This is a genomic window from Streptococcus sp. SN3, from assembly GCF_030439905.1.
Genome location: NZ_JAQFJF010000005.1, coordinates 79401 through 103298 on the forward strand (window position 1 = coordinate 79401; position 23898 = coordinate 103298).

Annotated in this window: 28 protein-coding genes; 13 read left to right on the forward strand and 15 right to left on the reverse strand. The window is 37.4% G+C overall.

The window, feature by feature from the left end; genetic code table 11:
- Window positions 1-35: 35 nt before the first annotated feature.
- Together PCY71_RS10495 and hisS are read right to left on the reverse strand one after the other, a co-directional pair.
- Window positions 36-242 carry a hypothetical protein gene (locus PCY71_RS10495; RefSeq protein ID WP_003071529.1) on the reverse strand — a complete coding sequence of 69 codons (207 nt, stop codon included), beginning with the start codon at window positions 240-242 and terminating at the stop codon, window positions 36-38.
- 72 nt (window positions 243-314) lie between these two features.
- Complete coding sequence (hisS, locus tag PCY71_RS10500) at window positions 315-1595, reverse strand: histidine--tRNA ligase (RefSeq protein WP_115263572.1); 1281 nt, start codon at window positions 1593-1595, stop codon at window positions 315-317.
- A gap of 226 nt (window positions 1596-1821) precedes the next feature.
- On the opposite strand from hisS, the gene rpmF reads away from it, so the two are divergent.
- From rpmF to PCY71_RS10520, 4 genes are all read left to right on the forward strand, one after another.
- Window positions 1822-2004, forward strand: a complete 183-nt coding sequence (rpmF, locus tag PCY71_RS10505; RefSeq protein WP_039677780.1) for a 50S ribosomal protein L32 — start codon at window positions 1822-1824, stop codon at window positions 2002-2004.
- Between the two features lie 15 nt (window positions 2005-2019).
- On the forward strand, window positions 2020-2169 hold the full coding sequence (rpmG, locus tag PCY71_RS10510; RefSeq protein WP_003026692.1) for a 50S ribosomal protein L33: 150 nt from the start codon (window positions 2020-2022) through the stop codon (window positions 2167-2169).
- A 154-nt stretch (window positions 2170-2323) separates the two neighbouring features.
- Window positions 2324-3298, forward strand: a complete 975-nt coding sequence (locus tag PCY71_RS10515; protein WP_301412580.1) for a hypothetical protein — start codon at window positions 2324-2326, stop codon at window positions 3296-3298.
- Between the two features lie 10 nt (window positions 3299-3308).
- Window positions 3309-3707, forward strand: coding sequence for a hypothetical protein (locus PCY71_RS10520; protein WP_301412581.1), 399 nt, complete (start codon window positions 3309-3311; stop codon window positions 3705-3707).
- 93 nt (window positions 3708-3800) lie between these two features.
- Here PCY71_RS10520 and PCY71_RS10525 read toward each other — a convergent pair whose 3' ends face one another.
- Window positions 3801-4670, reverse strand: coding sequence for a cation diffusion facilitator family transporter (locus PCY71_RS10525; RefSeq protein ID WP_006269331.1), 870 nt, complete (start codon window positions 4668-4670; stop codon window positions 3801-3803).
- A gap of 170 nt (window positions 4671-4840) precedes the next feature.
- On the opposite strand from PCY71_RS10525, the gene PCY71_RS10530 reads away from it, so the two are divergent.
- Both PCY71_RS10530 and PCY71_RS10535 read left to right on the forward strand, forming a co-directional pair.
- Window positions 4841-5362: a TetR/AcrR family transcriptional regulator gene (locus PCY71_RS10530; protein WP_003071558.1), complete on the forward strand. Its 522-nt coding sequence runs from the start codon at window positions 4841-4843 to the stop codon at window positions 5360-5362.
- A gap of 63 nt (window positions 5363-5425) precedes the next feature.
- Window positions 5426-6595 carry an MFS transporter gene (locus PCY71_RS10535; RefSeq protein WP_003071559.1) on the forward strand — a complete coding sequence of 390 codons (1170 nt, stop codon included), beginning with the start codon at window positions 5426-5428 and terminating at the stop codon, window positions 6593-6595.
- A 71-nt stretch (window positions 6596-6666) separates the two neighbouring features.
- On the opposite strand, the gene PCY71_RS10540 is transcribed toward PCY71_RS10535, so the two are convergent.
- Entirely contained in the window at window positions 6667-7911 is a 1245-nt protein-coding gene (locus PCY71_RS10540; protein WP_301412582.1) for a S41 family peptidase, read from the reverse strand.
- Window positions 7898-8494 carry a DNA-3-methyladenine glycosylase gene (locus PCY71_RS10545; protein WP_003071561.1) on the reverse strand — a complete coding sequence of 199 codons (597 nt, stop codon included), beginning with the start codon at window positions 8492-8494 and terminating at the stop codon, window positions 7898-7900. The genes PCY71_RS10540 and PCY71_RS10545 overlap by 14 nt, the downstream gene beginning before the upstream one ends.
- A gap of 259 nt (window positions 8495-8753) precedes the next feature.
- On the opposite strand from PCY71_RS10545, the gene PCY71_RS10550 reads away from it, so the two are divergent.
- Window positions 8754-9500: a DeoR/GlpR family DNA-binding transcription regulator gene (locus PCY71_RS10550; protein WP_301412583.1), complete on the forward strand. Its 747-nt coding sequence runs from the start codon at window positions 8754-8756 to the stop codon at window positions 9498-9500.
- A gap of 19 nt (window positions 9501-9519) precedes the next feature.
- A complete protein-coding gene (locus PCY71_RS10555; protein WP_037598325.1) occupies window positions 9520-10356 on the forward strand; it encodes a Cof-type HAD-IIB family hydrolase in 837 nt (278 codons plus the stop codon).
- A 128-nt stretch (window positions 10357-10484) separates the two neighbouring features.
- Here PCY71_RS10555 and dltD read toward each other — a convergent pair whose 3' ends face one another.
- Genes dltD through PCY71_RS10580 form a run of 5 tightly spaced genes read right to left on the reverse strand, consistent with a single transcriptional unit; the run spans window position 10485 to window position 14932 of the window.
- On the reverse strand, window positions 10485-11753 hold the full coding sequence (gene dltD, locus PCY71_RS10560) for a D-alanyl-lipoteichoic acid biosynthesis protein DltD (protein WP_301412584.1): 1269 nt from the start codon (window positions 11751-11753) through the stop codon (window positions 10485-10487).
- On the reverse strand, window positions 11746-11985 hold the full coding sequence (dltC, locus tag PCY71_RS10565) for a D-alanine--poly(phosphoribitol) ligase subunit DltC (protein WP_301412585.1): 240 nt from the start codon (window positions 11983-11985) through the stop codon (window positions 11746-11748). Before dltC ends, dltD begins: the two co-directional genes overlap by 8 nt.
- 14 nt (window positions 11986-11999) lie before the next feature.
- Entirely contained in the window at window positions 12000-13244 is a 1245-nt protein-coding gene (dltB, locus tag PCY71_RS10570) for a D-alanyl-lipoteichoic acid biosynthesis protein DltB (protein WP_301412586.1), read from the reverse strand.
- Entirely contained in the window at window positions 13241-14791 is a 1551-nt protein-coding gene (gene dltA, locus PCY71_RS10575) for a D-alanine--poly(phosphoribitol) ligase subunit DltA (RefSeq protein ID WP_048800942.1), read from the reverse strand. Before dltA ends, dltB begins: the two co-directional genes overlap by 4 nt.
- Window positions 14792-14800: 9 nt before the next feature.
- Complete coding sequence (locus tag PCY71_RS10580; protein ID WP_003026731.1) at window positions 14801-14932, reverse strand: teichoic acid D-Ala incorporation-associated protein DltX; 132 nt, start codon at window positions 14930-14932, stop codon at window positions 14801-14803.
- A gap of 303 nt (window positions 14933-15235) precedes the next feature.
- On the opposite strand from PCY71_RS10580, the gene PCY71_RS10585 reads away from it, so the two are divergent.
- The 3 genes from PCY71_RS10585 to PCY71_RS10595 are packed head-to-tail and all read left to right on the forward strand — an operon-like array spanning window position 15236 to window position 17159.
- Window positions 15236-15562, forward strand: coding sequence for a PadR family transcriptional regulator (locus PCY71_RS10585; RefSeq protein WP_301412587.1), 327 nt, complete (start codon window positions 15236-15238; stop codon window positions 15560-15562).
- Entirely contained in the window at window positions 15549-16550 is a 1002-nt protein-coding gene (locus PCY71_RS10590) for a DUF4097 family beta strand repeat-containing protein (protein WP_301412588.1), read from the forward strand. Before PCY71_RS10585 ends, PCY71_RS10590 begins: the two co-directional genes overlap by 14 nt.
- 9 nt (window positions 16551-16559) lie before the next feature.
- Window positions 16560-17159 (forward strand): HAD family hydrolase, encoded by a 600-nt coding sequence (locus PCY71_RS10595; protein ID WP_301412589.1) that lies wholly within the window; start codon window positions 16560-16562, stop codon window positions 17157-17159.
- A 247-nt stretch (window positions 17160-17406) separates the two neighbouring features.
- Here PCY71_RS10595 and PCY71_RS10600 read toward each other — a convergent pair whose 3' ends face one another.
- From PCY71_RS10600 to PCY71_RS10620, 5 genes are all read right to left on the reverse strand, one after another.
- Window positions 17407-18861, reverse strand: coding sequence for a carbohydrate-binding domain-containing protein (locus PCY71_RS10600; RefSeq protein ID WP_301412590.1), 1455 nt, complete (start codon window positions 18859-18861; stop codon window positions 17407-17409).
- 13 nt (window positions 18862-18874) lie between these two features.
- A complete protein-coding gene (locus tag PCY71_RS10605; protein WP_301412591.1) occupies window positions 18875-19555 on the reverse strand; it encodes a DUF4956 domain-containing protein in 681 nt (226 codons plus the stop codon).
- The gene (locus PCY71_RS10610) at window positions 19536-20270 is read right to left on the reverse strand and encodes a polyphosphate polymerase domain-containing protein (protein WP_006270365.1); all 735 of its coding nucleotides are present in this window, start codon (window positions 20268-20270) and stop codon (window positions 19536-19538) included. The genes PCY71_RS10605 and PCY71_RS10610 overlap by 20 nt, the downstream gene beginning before the upstream one ends.
- A gap of 157 nt (window positions 20271-20427) precedes the next feature.
- Window positions 20428-20703 carry a hypothetical protein gene (locus PCY71_RS10615; protein WP_301412592.1) on the reverse strand — a complete coding sequence of 92 codons (276 nt, stop codon included), beginning with the start codon at window positions 20701-20703 and terminating at the stop codon, window positions 20428-20430.
- A 208-nt stretch (window positions 20704-20911) separates the two neighbouring features.
- Entirely contained in the window at window positions 20912-21670 is a 759-nt protein-coding gene (locus tag PCY71_RS10620) for a DUF6261 family protein (RefSeq protein WP_301412593.1), read from the reverse strand.
- Window positions 21671-22205: 535 nt separating this feature from the next.
- Here PCY71_RS10620 and PCY71_RS10625 point away from each other — a divergent pair.
- Together PCY71_RS10625 and PCY71_RS10630 are read left to right on the forward strand one after the other, a co-directional pair.
- Entirely contained in the window at window positions 22206-23105 is a 900-nt protein-coding gene (locus PCY71_RS10625; protein WP_301412594.1) for a helix-turn-helix domain-containing protein, read from the forward strand.
- On the forward strand, window positions 23106-23879 hold the full coding sequence (locus tag PCY71_RS10630; protein ID WP_301412595.1) for a Cof-type HAD-IIB family hydrolase: 774 nt from the start codon (window positions 23106-23108) through the stop codon (window positions 23877-23879).
- Window positions 23880-23898: the final 19 nt, after the last annotated feature.

The following is a 23898-nucleotide window of genomic DNA, read 5'->3' on the forward strand; positions in this document are numbered from 1 at the left end:
CTTAACCTAATCTCTCATAAAAAGGAGACTAAGTTTCATTTCTTAATCTCTCTTTCATATAATTCAGGATGCAAAACCTTAACAACATAACTTAAGGCTAAGCGCAACAGTCCTGCCGCTAAGCCAAAAATCGGTGCTAAAAATCGAAAGAAAAAGTCTCCTCTCACAAAATAAGCAATACCACCTATTACTAAAAAAACTATTATAAATTGAAGTATAGATGGAATGACAATTTTTTTCATCAGTTATTCAACCTCTGTTCACCTTACACAAATAATAGCAAAAAGCCAGTACCTAGCTTTTGCACTTCTCAACTAAAATCCTACTTGCTTAAAAATTACTTGAAAATCTTCTTGGATCTGATTTAAATCGACAATTAATTCTTTACGCGTTTGATTGTTTTTGATAGTGACTTGTTTGCTTTCAATTTCACTTTCGCCAAGAGTTATTAACACTTTAGCACCAAAGGTGTCTGCTGACTTGAATTGCGCTTTCAACTTACGATTTAAATAATCACGCTCAGCTGTAAACCCTTGCTTGCGAAGTGCTTGCACAATTTCCAATGCTTTATTATTAGCACCTTCTCCCAAAACTGCAATATAAACATCTAAGCTATCTTCTAACGGCAATTCCACACCTTGCTTTTCAAGAACGAGGAGGAGGCGTTCCACACCCATTCCAAAGCCAAATCCAGCTGTCTCTGGCCCACCAAAATAAGCAACAAGGCTATCATATCGACCACCTGCACAAATTGTCAGTTCATTACCTGCTACATCTGCGGTAAATTCAAAAATCGTATGATTATAATAATCTAATCCACGAACCATATTGGTATTGATGATATAAGGAATTTCCAGCGCCTCCAACAGCGACCGCACAGCTTGAAAATGAGTTTGGCTTTCTTCATCTAGATAATCCAAGATAGAGGGTGCATTTTCAACAGCGAGTTTATCTTCTTTTTCCTTACTGTCTAGCACACGGAGAGGATTTTCTTCCAGACGACGCTGACTATCTTTAGAAAGACTGTCTTTCAACGGCGTCAAATAATCAATCAAAGCCTGACGGTAAGCAGCACGACTCTCCGCATTCCCCAGACTGTTCAATTGTAACGTCACATTGCGAATACCAATTTCATTAAAAAATTGGGCTGCCATAGCAATCGTCTCTACATCTGTCGCAGGATTGTTTGAGCCAAAACACTCTACACCAATCTGATGAAATTCCCGCAAACGACCAGCTTGTGGACGCTCATATCGAAACATTGAACCCATATAGTAAAGTTTTACCGGTTTTTGGATTTCTGGTGCAAATAGCTTATTTTCCACATAAGAACGTACGACAGGTGCTGTCCCTTCAGGACGCAAGGTAATATGGCGATCGCCTTTATCATAAAAATCATACATTTCTTTCGTCACAATATCGGTCGTATCCCCAACAGAGCGACTGATCACTTCATAGTGCTCAAATAGTGGTGTGCGAATCTCAGCATAGTTGTATTTTTTAAAAGTATTACGAGCAAATTCTTCCACATACTGCCATTTCCCAGAATCCTTTGGAAGAATATCTTGTGTGCCCTTTGGTTTTTGTAATTTCATAGTCTTTCCTCCAATTTATATAATATAATTATTGTACCACAAGTCCGTTATTTTGCGGGACATTTGAAAATATTTCCCATAGAAAACTTCCCTTTACTGAAAAAACTGGCTAGTTTGTCCAAAAATTTGTCAAGTAACTTTACTTTACAAAAAAAATTTGATATACTACTAAAGTTGATGAAAATCATCATTGAATAGATTTTAAAAACTAAAAGGAGAATTTAAAATGGCAGTACCTGCACGTCGCACTTCAAAAGCGAAAAAAAACAAACGTCGCACTCACTACAAAATTACAGCTCCATCTGTAACTTTTGATGAAACTACTGGAGATTACTCACGTTCTCACCGTGTATCCCTCAAAGGATACTACAAAGGACGTAAAATCGCTAAAGCTACTGCAGCTGAATAATAGAAGGGAGCTATCATGCGCGTAAATATTACACTTGAACACAAAGCATCTGGTGAACGCTTGTACCTTACTTCTAAAAACAAACGTAACACTCCAGACCGTCTTCAATTGAAGAAATACTCACCAAAACTTCGCAAGCACGTTGTGTTTACTGAAGTTAAATAATTAAGTGAGCCAAAAGTCCTTGAAATCAACGTTTCAAAGGCTTTTTTCTTTTTATTTTAGGAAAATAACTGAATTTTAACTGATTATGATTGTTCATATCAAATAGGGGAATGTTTTTGATATAATTATTTTGAAAAACATTAAGGAGCTTAATATGAAGAAGCCTATAAATAATAATTGGGGAGAAAAAATTTCTGAAGTCTCTAAACAAATCAAAGAATTTAAAATAACTTCTTTTTATATGTTAAGTACAGACTTATATAAAATTAATAATAAAAAATTAACACAAATTATTACTAAAAAATTTAAGAATCATCCAGCCACAATAATGGTTTTAATAGGTACCAAAGATAGTCAACTTATTGCTAAAAAAAATGAATTTTGGAATATTCCCTCTGAGATACATCATTTGAAAGAAGCGATTGATGAAAAGACTAATGACTATCTTGACTTATACTTTATTAAACTTGAGAAGGAAAAGCAAAATTGGTTAAATAACGCAGAAGGTAATCAATTTATTAAATTTATCTTCACTCCTCTTATAGAATTTGGTAAAAAGAGCGAAATATACCTCTACTTTGTCACACTTACCGTATATCAAAATGGGGCAATAGTAATTGATTTATTTGAAGATTTGAGAGATTCTTTTTATAACATCGATTTTCTACACCCGTATACCAAAATGATAGCCAAACTCTTTCCTGATTTTAAAAATAAAAATAAAGCATACTCTTTGAACTCTTCTCAACAGTTAGATGATATTTTAAATTATATAAAAAAAGAATTATCTTTAATAAACGGAGGAATTCAATTAAGCGAACGTTTTTTTACACTCCACTTCATTACCAATATGAAAGATATGAATAAATTAGAATTCTTTAAAAAAGACAAATTGTATACTTGGATGATTAATGCTCCATATACTTCGCATGCTCTATCCTCTATGAATAAATCAAAATATTACATAGCAGACTATTTTGATTTAGAATACATTAACTACATAAACAAAGGCGCTAATTATATCATTTGGAATAACAATGATTCTAATAATTTTGAGTTCAATTTTCTACAACAAGCTAGTTTCTTTTTGGCTTCTGCTACCCCGTTTTTTTCAATTAGTTTGCCTTGAAGAAACTATTATGGACGGACTTGAAAAATTCCACCTCTCAAACGAAAAACATCTTATTAATTTTAATGAATGGGCTCACAATTATAAAAAATCATATATTTTTATGTACCGACTTAATTATAGACCTATTTTTGAACTTTTTAATCATCTTAAAGAGCACTCTGATTTCACTCACGATGAATATGTAGAAAAAGTAAAGCAAGAGGAATATGACTTAATTAAAGAAAAATATCAATTTAATGAATTACGAAATACTAAACTTATGGAAGCAATACTTTTTATTATTGCTTCCGTATCTGTTCTTCAAGTAATAAATATCTTTACTAATAACATTGAGATTTTATTGATAAGTTTAGCTAGTCTTATTGTTATTTCTATTTTTATAATCATATCAAGAAATCTAAAATAGCTGAATTTTAACTGATTATAATAATTTTGTTGATAACAGATTTAACACTTTTCAACAACTCCTTAACAGCGGAATGCTCCATTTTTATTCTCCTCATTCCTCATTCTCTCCACCAATACAGCATTCTTCATGCTCATCTAAACTTTCATCTGCTTGAATGGTGACTTTTTTAATTCCATATATTTTAAGATGTTGGCGAATAAGCTGTTGAGTTTCTGCTTGTTGTTCGGGATGTTTCATGCAAATATGAATCATCGCAAATTTTTCTAGTCCATCGGTTGTCCAAACATTTAACTGAGTTATTGCTTGGATATTCTCAATTGTTTGAATTTCTGCATAAAGATCGTTCAAATTCACATCACTCGGTACGTGATCAAGAAAGATTTGAACATTTTCCCAAAACTTTGGTAGTGCTTTACTTAAGATAAAGGTCGAAATGATGAGCGAAAGCAACGGATCAAGAAAATACCAGTTTGTAAAACGAAGAATAAAGGATACGAAAATAACAGCCAACCAACCTAAAATATCTTCTAGGAAATGCAGACTAAGAATAGATTCATTGTGTGTACGTCCATGACTAACCACCCTGCTAGCTGCAAAGTTGATCACAATTGCAAAAATGCCTAAGACAAGCATACCGTCGTAGTTCACCCGTTCAGGTGCAAATAATTTAGGAACATTTTCAACCAGAATAAGAATAGAACCCACTATTAAAATGGTAGAGGTCAACATGGCTCCCAGTAAACTATACCGTTTATAGCCTAATGTATAGTTTCTATCACCTCGTCTATTGGAAATTCTTTCAAAAAATGCTGATAAGCCAATTGCTAAAGCATCACCCGTATCATGCACCGCATCTGCTAGCACAGCACTAGAATTAAAAAGAACACCAAAGGTAAATTCAATAATTGCAAAAGAAAAATTTAACAGAAATGCAATCCAGACATTTTTACTTGATTTCATGATCTTCTCCTTCTAATTGCACATTGAGATTTCATTTTATTTGTTGTATAATGTATTCAAAACAAAACACTTTGTTCACTTATATTATCTACTATTTTAATGGAGGAAACAAGAAACAAATCTAATGCTTCGTTTGATAGCGTACATTTAGGGAGATTTGTTCGGAAACGATGGATAGACGAGTTAAAAAATCACGCGCAGCCATTTATCAGGCATTCATCACTCTTTTAAATCAAAAAAGTTATGAATGCCTCACAGTCCAAGAAATCATCGACCTTGCAGATGTAGGTCGATCGACTTTCTATGCTCATTTTGAGACAAAAGAAGCACTACTTGAAGAAATGTGTCAAGATTTGTTCCAACATACATTTGTCGAACGATACCAAGCAAGTGAGCTTTTTGATGCAACAGCTCATATTTTTTACCATTTCAGGAAAAATCAAGATAAAATAGCCACTTTATTATTATCTAAAAATATCTATTTTATTAATCGTTTAAAATTAGAGCTAGAACACTATCTCTTTCCTCTCATTCGCGAAAAGCTATTGACACAAAAATCTAATTTACCAGAACCATTTTTAAAAAACTATGTCACAACAACTTTTATCGAAACAGTTACTTGGTGGCTAGGACAACGAAATAAAATTGAAGAAGCCACTATTACATCCTACTATCTGGAGCTCATGCACTAATATAGAGCTATAATTTCAGCTATTTCTATGGTATAATTTTCTAAGAACCCCTTAGGAGTATTTATGAAAAAACAACATTCTATCTTTTTATTACCAGGAATTATCATGGTGGGTGTCGCTTTGCGGACGCCTTTTACAACGCTTCCAACTGTTTTAACGAACATTGCTAGTGGGCTTCATGTTTCGGTGAGCTCACTTGGTCTTTTGACCAGTCTGCCCTTGATCATGTTCGCTCTCTGTTCTTCATTTTCAGCGCGTTTAGCGAGTAAAATTGGGCTAGAAAAACTGTTTGCTCTTGTCCTCGCTCTTCTTACCATCGGCTCTTTAATTCGGATTTTTAATCTACCACTCCTTTATATGGGAACCATTCTTATTGGAGCTTCCATTGCAGTGCTTAACGTATTACTTCCAAGCGTCATCCAAGCCAATCAACCGCATCGGATCGGGCTATTGACAACGATGTATATCACTTCTATGGGATTATCAACAGCTATCGCTTCCTCTATTGCTGTGCCCATAACAGAAGCCAGTTCATGGAAAGGGTTGGTACTTTGTCTGACAGCCATCTGTCTTTTAGCATTTTTAGTTTGGTTGCCAAATACTTCCTACAATCACTACTTAGTCAGCAAAGACAAATCAAGTCAAGGCAACACTATTTGGAAAAATAAAAAAGTCTGGGCTATTATTATTTTTGGTGGTCTGCAATCACTACTCTTTTACACTTGCCTAACATGGTTGCCGACGATGGCCATACAAGCTGGCATTTCAAATGCTTCTGCTGGATTTTTAGCTTCTGTTTTTAATCTGATTAGTCTGCCATTTTCAATGACCATTCCCAGCTTGACAACTCGACTCTCTCCTCGTTATCGCCTCATCATGCTTGGTCTAATATCATCATCCGCTCTTATCGGCATTAGCATGTTACTGATACAGACAAATAATTTTATGTATTGGCTCATTATCAACATTCTAATTGGTACAGCCGTAAGTGCACTCTTCCCTTATCTTATGGTTACTTTTTCAATGAAAACTAGCAGTCCTGAGCAAACCGCACAGTTATCTGGATTAGCACAAACAGGCGGGTATGTCCTTGCCGCTTTTGGTCCAGCTCTCTTTGGTTACAGTGCAGATTTTTTCCGCTCTTGGATACCAGCTATCGTCATTTTGCTTGTTCTTACAATCATCATGATTATTGCGCTCTTTTATGTAGAAAAATCTGATAAAATTTTATAAAAAAAAACGAGAATGAAATTCGAAACTAGATTTCTATGAAATCACACGTTCGGCTTCATTCTCTTTTTTCTTTAACAAAGTTTGAGACATTCTTCTAAATCAATATCTCGCTCTAAATGCTCTGGTGTCCAAGGGATGAAAATATCTGGTATCACTCCTTTATCATTCATTCCTTGTCCTTTATCAACGGCAAGGCTCCGTGAAGTTGGAAATACAAATTCATAATCGCCAAAATCCACCGTGCAGCAATTAGAATAATCTAAAATTCCTAGAGTTGGTCTACCTATCACGGTAACTTTGTCAAATGCTTTCATCATCGAAACGAAATTATCCCCTGATGAACCACAGTAGACATCCGATAAAATAAACAATTTTTCTGGTTTTTCTTGTCCAATCACATCTGGTAAAATCGCTTCATCTGATTGATCATAAAGTACATACCCCTTGTCTTTATTGACAGCCAATTCAGTTATAAACTGCTCCAGCATATTTCGAGTTTCAGGCGAAATATCTTCTTGCCTTAGCATTGCTTGAAAATCTTGTAAACGCAGTTCTACATTACGCTTAGTATATAAAATTTCCATACCATCATCAGAAAAAGTCACGTCCTTAAAACTTTTGCCATCAGAAAGTGCATATTGCAATAAAGGAAAATACAACGAATCCGATCCACCATGATTAACACGCACATCAACAATAACATTCTTTGCTGTGCTAATAGCCGAGCTACTTTCTTGGTATAAGTTTGCAATGGCTTCTTCATCAAAGAAATTTTCCATTTTCAAATATAGAGTTTCTTCTGATAATTGTTTATATTCAAAAGCAGGAGTGTATGTAGTCAATTTTGTTTCCTGTACTGAAATTGTCTGCTCTTGCCCATTTCGCAGCAAGGTCACCGTATCAGATTTAGCCACAAAGTAGGCCCACTCCATATATTGGCGCTCTTCTGTCTCACTGACAAAATAATCACGATGCACTTGATAAAATGCTGGAATTGTTTGATTATCTATCAAAATTATCTGGTCTGCAACGCGTAAGTCCGTATCAGGATTTGCATTCAGTACATATAGTCGATTCTCAAATTTTCTCAGCCGAAACCCTAGTGCCTGCCGATGTTTGGGATGAAAACTAACGTGACTAATGATTCCAAAACTTGCCAGATAACACCGCATTTGATAAAGAAAATCCTCATCCTTCATCTCGTTTGTGATTTGCCTGCGATACATGTCTGGATCTGCTCCTTTTAGATCCTTTTTGGTTGACGAATCCTGTTTCATCATCGCCACAACCTGTTCAAAAATTTCAATTTTCGTCATCAAGTGTTCTCCTCCATGTTTCTTCATCTGGTAATAACCCTATTTTTGCAATTTTTGACACATGACGATTGCCAGCTACATAAAAGCAAAGTGGCTCTTCTCGCCAATGATCTGTACAGGTGACGCCGATTCGTGGACGTGAACTAATTTGCAAAGGAAGTGCATCGGCTGCCAGTTGCAAACGTGATTCTTGTACATTCTGACCATCAAAAGCTTTACTAATCCCTACAAATTTAGTTAATTTCCCCGGACCATTAGCAAGTAATGTACCATCTGGTAATTCCAAGGCCCGAATCAAGACGGCTTCTGCTATATTTTCAGCCCTCGTCACTAAATTCAGCATCTGATGACCGTAAATCTGATAGACATACCAATGCCCTGCTGATAAATACATAGATTCATTTTTCGGACTGCGTTTACCATGCGCACTATGGCAAGCACTATCTTTTGCACCCAGATAAGCTTCCGTTTCAACAATTCTTCCTACGGGTTTTCCATCCAAACAAAGTTGCATGCCAAGCAAGGCTTTTGCTGTGGCAATTGTATCTACTCGCATCAGCTCTTGAAATTCTTTTGAAATCATGGTCTTATTATAACATGAATTTCACACAAAAAAGCAATCGTATTTGTCCAACTTTTGAAGGCCGTACAATCGATTGCTTTTTTCTTTAGGAGATTAGTATGAGAAAAGGTTTTTAGGATTATCTATAGTATAAGAAAGTTAACTTAAATTTGCCTTAAGGCTTTACAGTTGAATCGCACTGCGAAAAAACTTATAAAACATTAAAAAAACTTGAAAACACTTACTCTCTATGCTAAAATGAAATCATAGGAGGAATAGTATGTATCAAGAACAACGATTAAATAAAATATTAGAATTACTTGCAGAGAAAAGACAGCTTTCTGCAAAGGAAATGGTTGACTATTTTCACGTTTCTAAAGATACCATTCGCAGAGATTTTGCTATTTTAAATGAGCGCAAGCTCGTACAACGGACTCATGGCGGAATCCTTCCTTTAGAAAACAAACAACAAATCCTCTCCTTCAATGATCGTAGCAAAAAATTTACCAAGGAAAAAAGAAAAATTGCTCAAAAAGCGTACGAATTGATTGAGGAAGAACAACTGCTTTATTTTGACGTCTCAACAATTATCTTGCAATTAGCTCAAGTGATGAATCAAAAAAACACTATTTATTCGCATTCTTTAGACAATGCTATCATGCTTAGTGGCCAGAAACAGATTGATTTTCATCTACTTGGAGGCAAATTCTATCCCAAAAACCGCTTCTATTATTCCTTAAATGAAGCTGAATTATTAGAACATCTTCAATTCGATATTGCTTTCTTTGGAGCAGCAAGTTTGAAAAATGGACAAGTTAGCTATGAGGATGCTGAAGATGCCTATATTAAAAAACTAGTCATGCAACATAGCCAAACGAAAGTATTGCTAGCCGAGCAGGAGAAATGGCAAAAAAATTCCAATTATATTTTAAGCGATATCAGTTCATTCGACTATTGGATTACAGACCAAAAGCCAACTACAGAAATCAAGACACTCCTACCTGACACTTTAAAAATCATCTACTAAATTTACGGAGGATACAATTATGAATAACCAAAGTATTCGTTTGATTGTCAGTGATATTGATGGAACCATCTTAAATGACCAACATCAGGTTGACAAAAATCTGAAAGAGCAAATTCCGCTTTTAAAGAAGAAAAACATTCCCTTTGTCTTGGCATCTGCTCGCTCTCCACTTGGTATGAAGCCAATCGCGCACGAACTAGGGCTTGGTGATAATCCCTTAGCTTGCTACAATGGTGCTCTCGTTATTAAAGGTAATCCGCAACATTATGAAACTATCATTGAACACCCTTTGGATAAAAAAGAAATTCGGACTTTCATTGAATTAATCAAGCAAGAATTTCCAACAGTTTCTATCAATCTCTACTCTGGAAAGAACTGGCTAGCCGACCGTTTTGATAAGTGGATCCAGATTGAAGCTGACATCACTGGAGAAGTCCCCACAATTCAAAATCTACTCATTCTTGTCTTAGATGTACTTGTCCCAATCCACAAACTTCTCTTGATTGATGAACCTGCAATAATTCAGCGTCTCTACAATTATCTCCAAACTCTTGATTTTCCCAATACAGCTTTCTATCTTTCAAAAGACAATTACTTAGAGGTCACTGCTAAGAATGTCTCCAAAGAAAATGCCCTCCAAGAAATCGCTCAACACTATCAAATTCCGCTTCCTCAAGTCATGGCAATCGGAGATAATTTTAATGACCTTCCGATGATAAAGTTAGCTGGTTTTGGAGTCGCCATGGGAAACGCCCCTGAACCTGTGAAAGTTCAAGCCACCGCTATTACTCAAACCAATAATCAGCACGGTGTTGCCAAGGCCATTGAAGATTATATCTTGATTGGATGTAAATAAAATTGTCAAAGTGCTGGAACATAAACGTTCTGACATAATAAAACTACTGAGAAATCCTCTCTTTTTACAAGTCGTATCATCCCTTTCTCCCATTCTAAAAAGCTGAGATTTCTCTCAGCTTTTTATGATTATTTAAAATCCTTGGCATCGCCGTTATAATTTGCCCATTCTTTGCTAAAGAATCGATTATTTATCTGATAGTTAGGAGCTGGTTTTGGATTTGAAATAAAAGGATTCACAGCCTTATCAAACGCTAGCCAACCAAGCCATCCCATATGAATCGTATCCTGCATAAAGTAAGGTTTTCCGCCATCGTTTGAAAAGTCAGCAATATTCTTGAATCCTTGACTTTCCAGTTGATAACGAATTTTTTTCACAGCCTGTTGGTATTTTTCCTGACTCAATCCTGTGTAAGCCGTCCATTTCGCATTAACGGGCGGAATCACAAAAATTGGATTGGTTTTTGACTTTGCGAACTGATTCAAGACAAGCTGCAAATCATTATACTCAGGAGATTTGGTATAAGAAAACCTTTTTTGCGTTCCTTTAAGTTTCTTTATGCGCTTTCGCAAGCGATGTTTATAAAACTTATTGTCAATTCCTAAGTCATTGTTTGTTGTATTCCTCTGAGCATCTCTTGTCGCAAATTTCTCTAGATCTGAGTAAGAAAATTTATCTGGCAATCGATTGACCTGAGGTTGTACTAATTTTTCATAATTCTCATTATGTTCGGAAAAAAGGGAGCTAAAAAGAGCGTCTTCGCGGTTATTCAAGCGGCTTATAAGGCGAATGTACTGTTTATCAAAATTTGACAGTTTCTGATTATCAGCGACTTTTTTTACATTATCTTTCATAGCTACTGTCGGATACAGTTGCAAGAGACGCTTCGCCGCATATTGAGCAGCAATGTCTCCTTCTTGTTGGTGCAAGAAACTAGTTAATTGATCACTATTAAAATATTGTTGAAAAGCTGCAGGGCTGTAACCTTTTTTTGTAAACCATTGAGGAGAAATCACATAAACAGCTGTTTTATTTTCTATTTGGGGGAGCATTTGTTGCATCCCAAAATATTGTGTGAGAGATGCCGCTCCACGTTGTCCCAAAAAATATGGACGATAATTCCGCTTGTATTTTTCAGACAAAACAGCAGGGTGCATGCTATCAAATCGCAACCATTCACTTGACCCAAAGTAAGGAACAAAACGATGCTTTTTATCTGTTAAAGCACGTACTTTTTGTGTTCTTCCTTTGAAACTTCCTGCTGTCAGGGTAACGGCTGAGCGCTTTTCAGATTGATAATCATGTCGCTGCTTGGTTGGATAGAAAAATAGTAAGGTTACAACCATCAAAAAGGCACAGATAACCGGACCTAAAATGAGCCATAAACGTTTAAGCATCACGAAGCTCCGTTACACCTTCAATAATTTTATTAGCTGTATTCCAATCGTCGCGACCAAATTCTGATACTGGAACATGAATATCAAAGTGATTTTCTAATTCAACAATCAATTCAACTGTTCCCATACTATCCAGAACGCCTGCATCAAACAAATCTTCATCCATCATGTCTGATACATCTTCCATAAACAATTCATCAATAATTTCCAATACTTCTGCTTTTATATCCATTAGAGAACTCCTTTTTATTTTTTAAACCATAAATCATTCAAAAATCCTGAAAAGATTAAGAATGAAAACATTACAACATTAAAGGTGATAAACATTCCCGCTACTTGCGTCCATTTGTTATCTGACAAGGGAGGTAAATTCTTCTTTTTCCGCTCTTTATTGATGATCTTCTTCTTTCGCACCCAAGCATCATTGATAACGAGTCCTAGACCATGAAAGAGTCCATAAGCAATATAATACCAAGTGACTCCGTGCCAAAAGCCCATGACTAGCATATTGATGATATAAGCTACACTTGAAGTGGTATTCCGATTTTTAAAAACTTTGTTTCGGATAAGTACTGTAACCAGACGCATAAAGACAAAGTCACGGAACCAAAATGATAAACTCATATGCCAACGATTCCAAAATTCTTTCAAATCATGCGAAATAAAAGGCTTATTAAAGTTAATCGGACTTTTAATTCCCATTAGATTGGAAATAGCAAGGGCAAACATTGAATAGCCTGCAAAGTCAAAGAACAAATCCAGTCCAAAGATATACATTACTCCTAGCGTTGGTAGATTAAACCAACCACCCATTTGTAATGCGTACTGCTTCAAAGGCGGTAATATCATAGAGCCGAAGATATGTGCTAAAATAAACTTATATAGGAAACCTAGCATGATACAATGCACTGATTTCTCAAGCATATCCAACAATTCATCACGCTCAGGAATCTTCTCATAGTCTTGATTAAAACGTTTGAAGCGATCAATCGGTCCACTTGAAAAAGTTGGCATAAAGAGCATGAAACGTAAAAATTCCCATAAACTAAAGTCTTTGAGCACACCATCTCGAAGTTCAATCATCATTCCTACTGAACGGAAAGTTAAGTAGGAAATTCCTAAAAAGCCCAATAGTGATTGATGACCATAAATAGCTGGCGTTACCTTTACAAAGAAAAGCGGCAGAACAGAGAGCGCAACATGTAAATAGAATATCCACTTACTATCTCTTGTTTTTCGATAAATTTTATAAGTCCAAACCCAAAGCATTTGCCAAAGAACATAAAACAGTAGAGCATAGATTTGCGTTAATTTAGGTCCAATTAACATAAAAATGATGAAAGCTAAACTAACTAAGGCCTCATAAATGGGAAATCTCTTTTTGAAGAACAAACCAACAAAGATAGGCAAAACAGCTAAAATGATATACACAAAATATTGTGGATCCCCGTACGGTTCCAAATGAGGAATCTGTCTTATGAAATCCATCATCGATTGTTAACCTCACTAATCAAACCTTTAATATCAATCTTCCCATTCGGTGTTAGTGGTAAAGATTCACGATAAAGGAATTTTGAAGGCATCATATAAGACATCATAATATCTTGTAAGTCGTCCTTGATAGCTTTTGTGATGTCGATCTCACGCTCAAATTGTTCTTTCACTCCGTCTTTCAAGATAACATAGGCTAAAAGATTTTGTACTTTATGATCTTTGTTATATCGCGGTACAGCCACAGCCGAGTCGACATATTTGGATTTGTTCAGATTTTGTGAGACATCTTCCAGCTCAATACGGAAACCATTAAACTTAATTTGGAAGTCCATGCGACCACCGTAAAGAAGTAAACCTTCGTCAGTCATGGTGCCGACATCTCCTGTATGATAGGCTGGTAGCCCTTCAAATTCAAAGAATGCTTCAGCTGTTTTTTCTGGATTATTCATATAGCCTTTTGACACAGCGGGTCCAGAAACGATAATTTCGCCTTGCTCACCGTTTGGTAACTTGTTTCCATCTTCGTCAATAACAAAGGTTGGTGAATCTAGTTTGGTATAACCAATCGGTAAGCGTTTCATGTTTGCTAGCATATCATCTGTTATGGCAACGGCAGATAAAGCCACCGTTGCTTCTGTCGGACCGTAAGCATTGATAATACGCGCATTTGGGAAACGGTCACGCAATTTTTGTGCTGTTTTAACCGTCAATTCTTCCCCGTCAAAGTAGAAATGCGTAATGCTTGGCATTTTTTCAGCGTTGAAATCTTCCGATAACATCGCCATATCTGCAAAAGACGGTGTTGATGTCCAAATGGCAATCGGCAAATTCAAGATAGTTTCAAATAGCTGCTTGAAATCTTGCGTAATGGCAGACGGAACCGCAAAAAGTGTGCCTCCAAGTGCTAAGGTTGGCGCCCAATACATAACCGATAAATCAAAAGAATACGGTGGCTGTGCCAGCATTTGTGGCTGCTCTGGAGTCGCAAATTCCTTATCTGTAATCATCCAGTTAGTGAAACTGAGCAAATTATCGTGCGAGATTTGCACACCCTTTGGCTTTCCAGTCGTTCCTGAAGTGAAGATGATATAGTAATTATCATCCCCTTTAACAGAATGTGTAAGCTGGTAAGGCTTTTTTTCTGCAAAAGCTGCTTGAACTGTTGCTAAATCAAGAATTGGTATCGATTTATCTTTCAGTGGAAATTCATTGATTGCAATGATGAGACTAGGTTGTGCCACTTCCACAATTGCTGTCACACGTTCAAGGGCGGAATGACTATCAATCGGGATATAGGCATGACCTGACTTCGTTAAGGCTACAAAAGTCGCCAACATGTCGTATTCTTGCCCACCAAAAACTACTACTGGTGATTTCTCAGGAAGCGCAAGGCTATCAATCTTTGCAGCAAGGGAATCTGAGTCCACTTTCAAATCATGATAAGTATGAACTTCTCCGAGGACATTGTAAACTGGAAAATCTGGTTGAGACTGAGCAAAATACTCAATCGTTTCAATCATATCATTAATTACTGAATTGGTCACAATCTGCTCCTAAAATTCATTGTAGATAAAACCACCTTGACCTTGGCCAAGATAATTAAAGAAATAAAGCAAGGCTAAAAATATCACAAAATAAAGTAGCGTCTGCCCAAAAAATTTAAAAATTATTTTATGTTTTTTCATTATATTCATCACTTTTGTCTTACTTCTAAGATAGACTTAGTATATTTTACCATTTTCTAGCGCAATTTTTCAATACAAAACATTCTTTAATTAATGAATTAAGCTAGAATTAAGGTTTATTTACAACAAACCTAGGGAAATCACAGATGTGCTGTCTCAAAAAACTAGAAAAGAAAATGGTTTTAGACTTACATTTTAAAAATATATAAAAATTTTATATATTTTCTTGACTTTGAAAGTGAAAAGCACTATACTATGTATAGAAAAATTATATATAAAAATATTATACATAGGAGGTGACTCATGTATTTTCCAACATCTTCTACCCTGATTGAATTTCTCATTCTAGCGATTTTGGAAAGTGAAGATTCCTATGGCTATGAGATTAGCCAAACGATTAAATTGATTGCCAATATCAAGGAATCAACCTTATATCCTATTTTAAAAAAGTTAGAAAAGAATCGTTACTTAACAACTTACTCGCAAGAATATCAAGGTCGAAAACGGAAGTATTACTCCCTTACTCCAGAGGGACGAAAGCAGTTAAACACCCTTAAAGGGGAGTGGAAGTTATATACAGCGACAGTCAACGGTATTATAGAAGGGAGCGTTCGTCATGACAAGAACTGATTATTTAGCCGCATTAGAGAAATACTTAAAAACATTACCTGAGGCAGACTATAAAGAAGCGATGGATTATTTTACGGAATACTTTGAAGACGCTGGATCTGAAAATGAAGCACTAGTTATTAAAGAGTTAGGAGATCCTAGAGACGCAGCAGAAGAGATTATTCGCTCGCTTTCAGTACATTCGACAGAAGAGATAAATTCTGATAGTGCAGCAAGACAACCATCTCCGAATATTCATCTTTCACAATATGCTAGCGACACTTATATCTTTGAAGATTACTCAACCGTCTCTGAATTGCATATTGATGTGAGTACTAAAGATATTCAAATTGAGCCTTCACCTGATGCTTTCTTTCATATCAAATACTACAACGGAAAGAACAGCAATCAGTTAAGCTCGATTGTTCGTGACAAGAAATGGTACATTACAGAAAAAGGAGCAGCAAACTCTAGTGGTTTGAACTGGATTATTCATGTCATGAAAAATGGCCTGGATCGTCATCCAGTTTGCATTCAAATCCCAAGCGGAACTCTTCTCCAATCCTTCTCATGCCAATCTTCTTCGGGAGACGTCAATATCTCTCAACTGCAAACGCAAGAAGGAATGATTGAACTTGCAAGTGGCGATCTGTCCATGCGGCATTGTCAATTACAACAAACCGATGTGACCCTTACTAGTGGCGATATCCATCTGGTACATGCCAAATTAACAGATTGTAAAATTACTCTTGTATCAGGTGATCTCGACACGCATTCTTTAGAAATTGCTGGTAAAACCTCTATTCAAACAACAAGCGGAGATGTTACGCTTCATTTGTTGCACCATGATTTTAGCTATGATATTGAAACGGTACATGGAGATATTTCTATTTCTGAGCAGCTCCAGCCAAGCCACCAAATTGTTGGCAACACAATCCGTCATAAAGTATCAACTTCTACAGATTCTCTTGCTATCCAGGCTGTCAGCGGAGACATCAATCTTTATTAGAGGTTTAGCATGAAACAGATTCATTGGTTATTCTTTGATATTGGCTCAACTTTGGTAAACGAAGAAAAAGCCTATCAAGATCGGATTAAACAGGCTCTTGCTGATACTAATATTTCTTATGCAGCATTTTATCAAACTATGATCCACTATTTTATGGAAAATAAAAAAGGCGATGTAGAAGCTCTGAAATATTATGGCTTGAGATGTCCAGCTTGGAATTCGGATTTAGAGGTGCTTTATCCTGATTGTAAGAATGTGCTGAAAACTCTTCACTCACACTACAAGATTGGTATCCTTGCTAATCAATTGCCGAATTTACTAGCAATATTGAGAAACTTTGGTATTGATTCTTACATAGATCTCATTATTTCTTCTGCCGATGTTGGCCTGGCAAAAGCTAATCTAGCCATTTTTAAGCTGGCTCTCCAACAAGCAAACTGCTTGGCTAAACACGCTGTGATGATTGGCGACCGTTTAGACAATGATATTCTTCCAGCTAAACAACTTGGTATGCGAACTATTTGGATCCGGCAGGGTTTTAGTCGCTTGACTCACATAACTAACCCAGCAGAAACTCCAGATTGGACTGTTGATAATTGGCAGAAATAGGAGATATTTTGAAGAATTAGTAACATAAAAAGCTAGAGCAAGAAACTCTAGTTTTTTAATATCACTAATTTTATTATAGCATATATTTTCCTTCAAAAATAGACTTGTTTTTTGCTATTGTGCTATATTGAAGGCCAAGGAAGGGGAATTGTTTAAGCAGTTCCTTAGTGTTATTCTTAAATTGTATGATTGGTTTTATTGTGAAGGTCAAACGAAAGAGGTTGGGGCTCCCCAGCCTCTTTTCATGCTATTTCCAACCTCCGCCCATCCCATTTGCGTTTTGAGTAGTTAGGCTAGCTGTTGCAGTCGTGGATTGTCCATTGACTGTAATGGTGTAGCTTTTACCGTCTTTAATAGCAGCTGAGCTCGCCAGAACAGATTGGAAATTCTTAGCAGCGGTGTAGCTGAGGATTTCTTTTCCTGACGAATCAGAAATCGTCACCTTAGCACCAGCATTCCCAGGTACATTCGTAAGGATAGAGGCCTGTTTAGAGTTTGAGCCAAATCCCATTGCCATGCCATTGCTACCGACCATTACAACGGTGCCACCAGTAATGGTGCCATTGCCATCATAGTCAAGAGCACCATTGCCACCATTTGTGGGACCGTCCACATAGACTTCCCCACCTGAAATGGTCAAATCCCCGTTAGAATCCAAACCGTCACCTTGTGCATTAATCTTTATCTTACCACCAGTAATTGTCAGGCTGACACCAGCAGTAGCTTGTCCCGGAGTCTTTTTACTACTGCTACCGTCTGCGGCATTGATTCCATCGTCATTCGCTGTCAAGTCTAAATCCCCACCGTTAATGGTTACGGTTTTGCCTTCCAGCGCTTCTTCGCTCTTTTCTACCTTAATCGTACCACCATCAACAAGAGCAATGTTAGAAGCATGAATACCATCATCCCCAGCGTGAATGGTTATCTTGCCAGAATGGATATAGAAATTCCCCAGAGACGTATTTTTATCATTGTCTGCATGAATTGCATCATAAGTAGCAGTCAAATTCATTGTTGCGTCTTTGATATTGATTGCGTCATTAGCTGAAAGGGCGTTTTTATAACCTTTAATCGTATAAGTTCCGCCTGAAATACGCAAATCATCATTAGACTCAATAGCATTCCCATAATTGCCTTCTACCGTCAAACTGCCAGAACCATTGAAAGTGAGATCATCTTTACTGTAAATTGCAGCATCATACTTTGTATTCTTGTGATGGGCAGAATCCGAAATCGTATTCTTACTACCTTTTGCAAGGGTGATAAAAGTCTTATCTGCATTTTCTACGACAATTGCAGCATCTGTTCCAGTCATCCTGACACCATTCAGAACTAGCTGAACCTTATCTTTTTTCTTAACTTTCACAATGATTTGAACGTTTTCACTTGAACCAGACAAGATATATGTCCCAGCTTTAGTAATTGTCACCGTAGATCCCGACACTTCTGCACCAGAACCAGAAGCCTTAGCAGATAAACCGCTCAGACTAATCTTAGTTGCTTTTGATTCATCATAAGAAGCATCTTGGTCACGCTTGGTAAAATAATTGGACAGTTTAACGGTCGTTACCTTACTGGTGCTAGAGGAATTGGTACTGGTTGAACTACCGTTTTTCGCACCACATGCTCCCAAAGCAACTGTCAATAGGACAAGCAGAATCAAACGTTTGAACTGTTTTCGTTTTGAGGTTGATTTTCTCATGGCTGTCCTCCTTTTACAGTTCATTTTCTTTTGTGACATAGCGGCTAATGGCAATCTCTAAATTCCCATTTCGCGTCCGCAGAGCGTCTACCAATTCTTTCTCTGTCATCGTACCATTTAATTGGGCAATATACTTAATCTTGAACAAACTTCCCATATCAGACGTTTTGACATTTGCCAGTTCAACATAGTTGGTCGCCTTTTGAAAGATGTCATCAAAGACAGTTTCATAATCCAAACTTTCTGGAATGACAACAGTCACTTGACGCATAGAATGCTTCATCTGCCCAAAATTCACCGTTTCCAGCAACAACATAACCACCGACATAATGATTGTAAAGACGCTAGCAAAAATAAGATAGCCCATGCCGACAGCAATCCCAATCGTCATAACAAGGAAAATTGCGAGCAATTCCTTAGCACCACCCGGTGCTGAACGAAAGCGAATCAAGCTGAAAGCTCCCATTACCGCAACCCCTGCTCCCAGACTACCATTTACTAAAAAAATGACAATAGCAATCAAAGTCGGTAGCATAACCAAAGTCATCATAAAGGACTTGCTGTAAATGGTTTTGTACTGATAAACCTTGGCTAATATCAGTCCCAGCACAAGGGCAACACCAATCGTACCAAACATACTGGCTGGATTGATTGTTGTTCCTGTAAAAACGTTATTAAATAACTGATCGAACATGTCTGATTACTCCTTTATAGTCTGTTGTTTTCTTATAGGCGACTCCATATTTTGAGAAAGATTTTGGAAAAACGTGGTAGCAGTCCAAAATTTCTGCCAGCCAGAGTGGATACGCCCCAGGTACCTTAATTTCCATGATAACATGGTTGTCAGGTAGCAGGTTCTTGCCATCTTTTCCTGCTAACAAACTTAATTTTTTCGTTCGATAAGCGACATCATAATCGATGGTAATCCGCACATTTGAATCTTCCAAACCTTTTAAAGAGTAGCGGTTGTAGTAAATATACATCATGGGCTGCACACCTCCATACCGCTTGCAGAGCCATTCGATTTCTTTCTTAATTTGCGAATCCTCAAGCTGGCATTCCCCCGCGAGGTATCGCTCTGCTGTCAACAACTCAGTCGCAATCCGACGTTTATACACAACCTTACGCACTTTTTTCTTGATTTCCAAAAAAACTTGGCTATCAGCCTGAGGGCTAGCGTCATAAGTCCGCACGCGCAATTTTTCCTTGAAATAAGGCTTCTCCAAAGACTCCCGAATCATCTGATAGGTCGGCGTGTCATAGTAGAGATTGCCAATCGTAGAATAGGCATGCTCGTCTTCTGCCATATACGCTTCAAACTCCTTTAGCAAATCTGCCAACGTTTCCTTTGAGATGACATACTTGGTTTCTATCCGTTGAAATTTATCTTTAAATGTTTTTTTAGCCATGAGATTGCTCTCCTTTGTCGTTCTTTATCTACGTAGTTTACGGGCAAATCCTTAAAAGAAAGCTAAAGAAAACTTAAAGAAAACAAAACACCCCCATTTTCTGGAGGTGTTTAATAGATGTCTGTAGAATGAAATAGAAAATAGAGGCTGCCGCATCTTATTCCTCGCTCTTCTCTGCTTTTTCTCTTTTGATTAGAAATGAAAGAAGAGCAATAAGTGCCCAAACTAGCAAAATCCAGTACCACACATCATGGCTATTTCTTGGACCAGAAGAGAAGAAGTGTAAAAAATACATTATCAAATACAAAGAAATATCATTATAAAATTCCCAGTTAAAATGATAACTGCCTACTGGATAGGAGCGCTTATGCGAGCGCTCTGGAACAAAGATTTGCAAAAGCAAAAATATTCCCAGCACAGTAAAATAAATCACATTGAACACATCCAATTTCACGTAAGGATCAACCAATCCAAAGAATATCAGCATGCTCAACAGATAAAACCGCCACCGAAACCAAAATTCGTTATTAAAATGAAATTTTATCATTACATCACGCTTTCTAATCTGCTGCTCGTTCCTCTTCTTCACCTTTATCTTACCACTCTGACAGACAAACTTCAAGCAAGATGAAGGAGAAATTTTAGTTGATTTCTGCTACTTTTCCTGCTTCCACTTTAGGCTCTTTCCCCTTGCGGCGAGCAAGGATATCCGCATAATATTTGCGGCTATTATTGAGCACGGAAAGTACGTTCTGGTAAAACTCATCTGATTTGACCTGACTTAAAATTTCGACATAGTCTGCCAATTGTTTGTAAGGCGTCGCTACTTCTTTGCGCAATTGCTTGACATCATAGCTCACTTTTTGCAACTTCTCTTGTGAGCGTGAAGCAAAGAGTTGCTCAAAGGCAGTGTGGCTTTCCGTCAGATTGTCAACAAATTTCCCAATCGCTAACGTATCCAACTGATCTTTGTAAGGGGCTGTTTTTAGCTTGTCCAGCAAGCTAACAATCAAGGCTGTTTCTTCCTCGTAATGCTTGCTATGTGCACCCTTGTACTGCTCAAACAGGCGTTTCAAACTTTCATAAGCGGCTGTTTCTTCCTCACGCTTAGCTGCCCGATAAGGCTTAATTGCATCGCGAAGAGCTTGCAAATCAGTGTCACGTAATTCATCAGCCGCACTAATCGAAGCTGACTTTTCACTCGCCCGAATCTGACCGAGAGAGGCTTGATAAGCCGGCAAGGCTGCTTTTATCTTCTTGACGAGAGCGGTAATGACGTCCTCATTTTTAAAGTCGAGCGCTTCTTTCTCCACATCGTCTAAAAAACGAGTGATAAACTGCGTGAATTCCGCATGACGGAGACTGCTCACCTGAACATTAACTAACTTTCCTTTTGGCATAAAATCCTTTCCTTATTAAAAAATATTTTTTCTTATCTGACCCTCAGATAAGATGAATGACTTTTCTTTATCCTGTCCGAGGCTCGGACGAAGCAAACTTGTTTCAAGGCAAACCGTCTGACCCTCGGACGAAGCAAACCTGTTTCAAGGCAAGCCGTCTGACCCTCGGACGAAGCAAACCTGTTTCAAGGCAAGCCGTCCGACCCTCGGACAAAGCAAACCTGTTTTAAGGCAAGTCGTCCGACCCTCGGACAAAGCAAACCTGTTTTAAGGCAAGTCGTCCGACCCTCGGACGAATGAAAAATCATCTCATTTAGTATAACATGAATGGGAAATTATAGGAAATTTTCTGAAAAAGAGGATTAACCACTTTCAAAACAGTTTTAACACACAGTCCTTAATGGAACGCAGAAGCAGAAAAGGTATTTTTCTTCATCACTTTTTCTCCTTTCATCTATATGATATAATATGATGAAAAGGCATTCACAAAATGCCCACTATTTTCACATTTCATATTTAACACAAGGAGTCGCCTATGCGTTGGGATATTGGCACAGTTTACAAGACGATTCGAAAAGCAAAGGGAATCACCCAGCAAGAGATTTGCGGAGATTGGATTTCTCGCTCCAATCTTTCCAAGTTTGAAAGCAACCAATCCGTTCCCAGCTATGAAACCATGGAATTTCTGCTCCACCAGATTGACATGAGTTTTGGGGAATTTGAATATATTTGTGATTATTATCATTCAAATCACAGAATGAAAATCATCTTACAATTTAAAAATTATTTGTCTGTCGTTGAAACAGAACAATTACTGGATTTAACCAAACAGTGTGAGGACTACTTGAAAGCTCATCATGATATTCCCATTAGCAATATTTTGCGTATGGCAAATATACTAATTGAAATTAGAAAAAATAAAATCAGTAGTCAAGCACAAGTTTTAGCTCAACAGTTATGGACAGATTTAGAAAAACGAGATACTTTTTATGAAAGTGACCTAAATTTACTAAGTGTCATTCTTTATTTCTTCCCACTAGAAACTATTCAAAATATAACGGAAAAAATCTTAGCCAGTCTCAACAAGTATAAGCATTACAAAGAAATTCACAGTACACAATTCTCCATTTTAGCCAACCTTTCGACCATCTACCTTTACAACAATCGCCTTGACGATTGCCAGCGTATCACCGAGATGATCTTACCGCTCGCCAAGCAAACAAAACGATACGACAAGCTCGGCTTTGCTCAGGTTCGCCTGGGTATTTGCCAGAGAGACGACGACCTTATCCAGAAAGGTCTCCAGTTGCTTGAGCTGACAGAAGAAACGACCTTGCTCGAAAACTTGAAAGAAGAAGTCAAACAGCATCGTACTTCTTATTTCTCTCATATTTCACATGGAATTTCAACCACTTCAATAGAAACGGAGAAGTAAATGACTTACAACGGATTTGTATTTTTTGATATTGATGGTACTTTAGTAAATAGTCAGGGACAAGTTCCGATAGAAAATAAAAGAGCCATTGCTCAACTACGAGCCAATGGCTTTCTTCCCATTGTCTGTACCGGACGTGGCCGCGGAGAAATGGGAACGGTTCTGGAAGACGCTGGTATTCATTCTGCCATTTTGCTAAACGGAATGGAAATTCTCCATGAGAAGCAATTCCTGTTTGAAGGACGGATTGCACAAACCAGTATTCTCAAACTCCTGCAATTGGCAAAAGAAAATAAGCACGGCATCGGTTTTTATTCACAAGGAGAAATGCGTGTGACAGCACTCAGTTCAACTGTTCAGCAGAATTTCCGTTATTTCCATCAAGACCTGCCCCAAGTTGGACCGACCATTTACCAAAACCAGCCTTGTCAGATGTTGCTCATTTTTAGTGAAGATCCCGAAAAAGACACTCAGTACCAAACAGAAGTCCCTGAACTGCACTTTTTCCGTAACAGCCCTTACTCGATAGACATCACGCCGCACGGTTGTAATAAAGGCTCTGGAATTCAGCACCTACTGACCTTATTAGCAGACGAAGCACCAACTTACGCATTCGGAGACGGACTCAATGACCTATCAATGTTTGAAAGAGTGGATTATTCAATTGCAATGGGCAATAGCCAAGCAACCGTCAAAGAAGCAGCCACTTTCATCACGCGCTCTAATGATGAAAATGGCATTCCACACGCCCTTGCTCACTTTGGTTTAATTTAAAAAAGAAGCTCCTGTATTC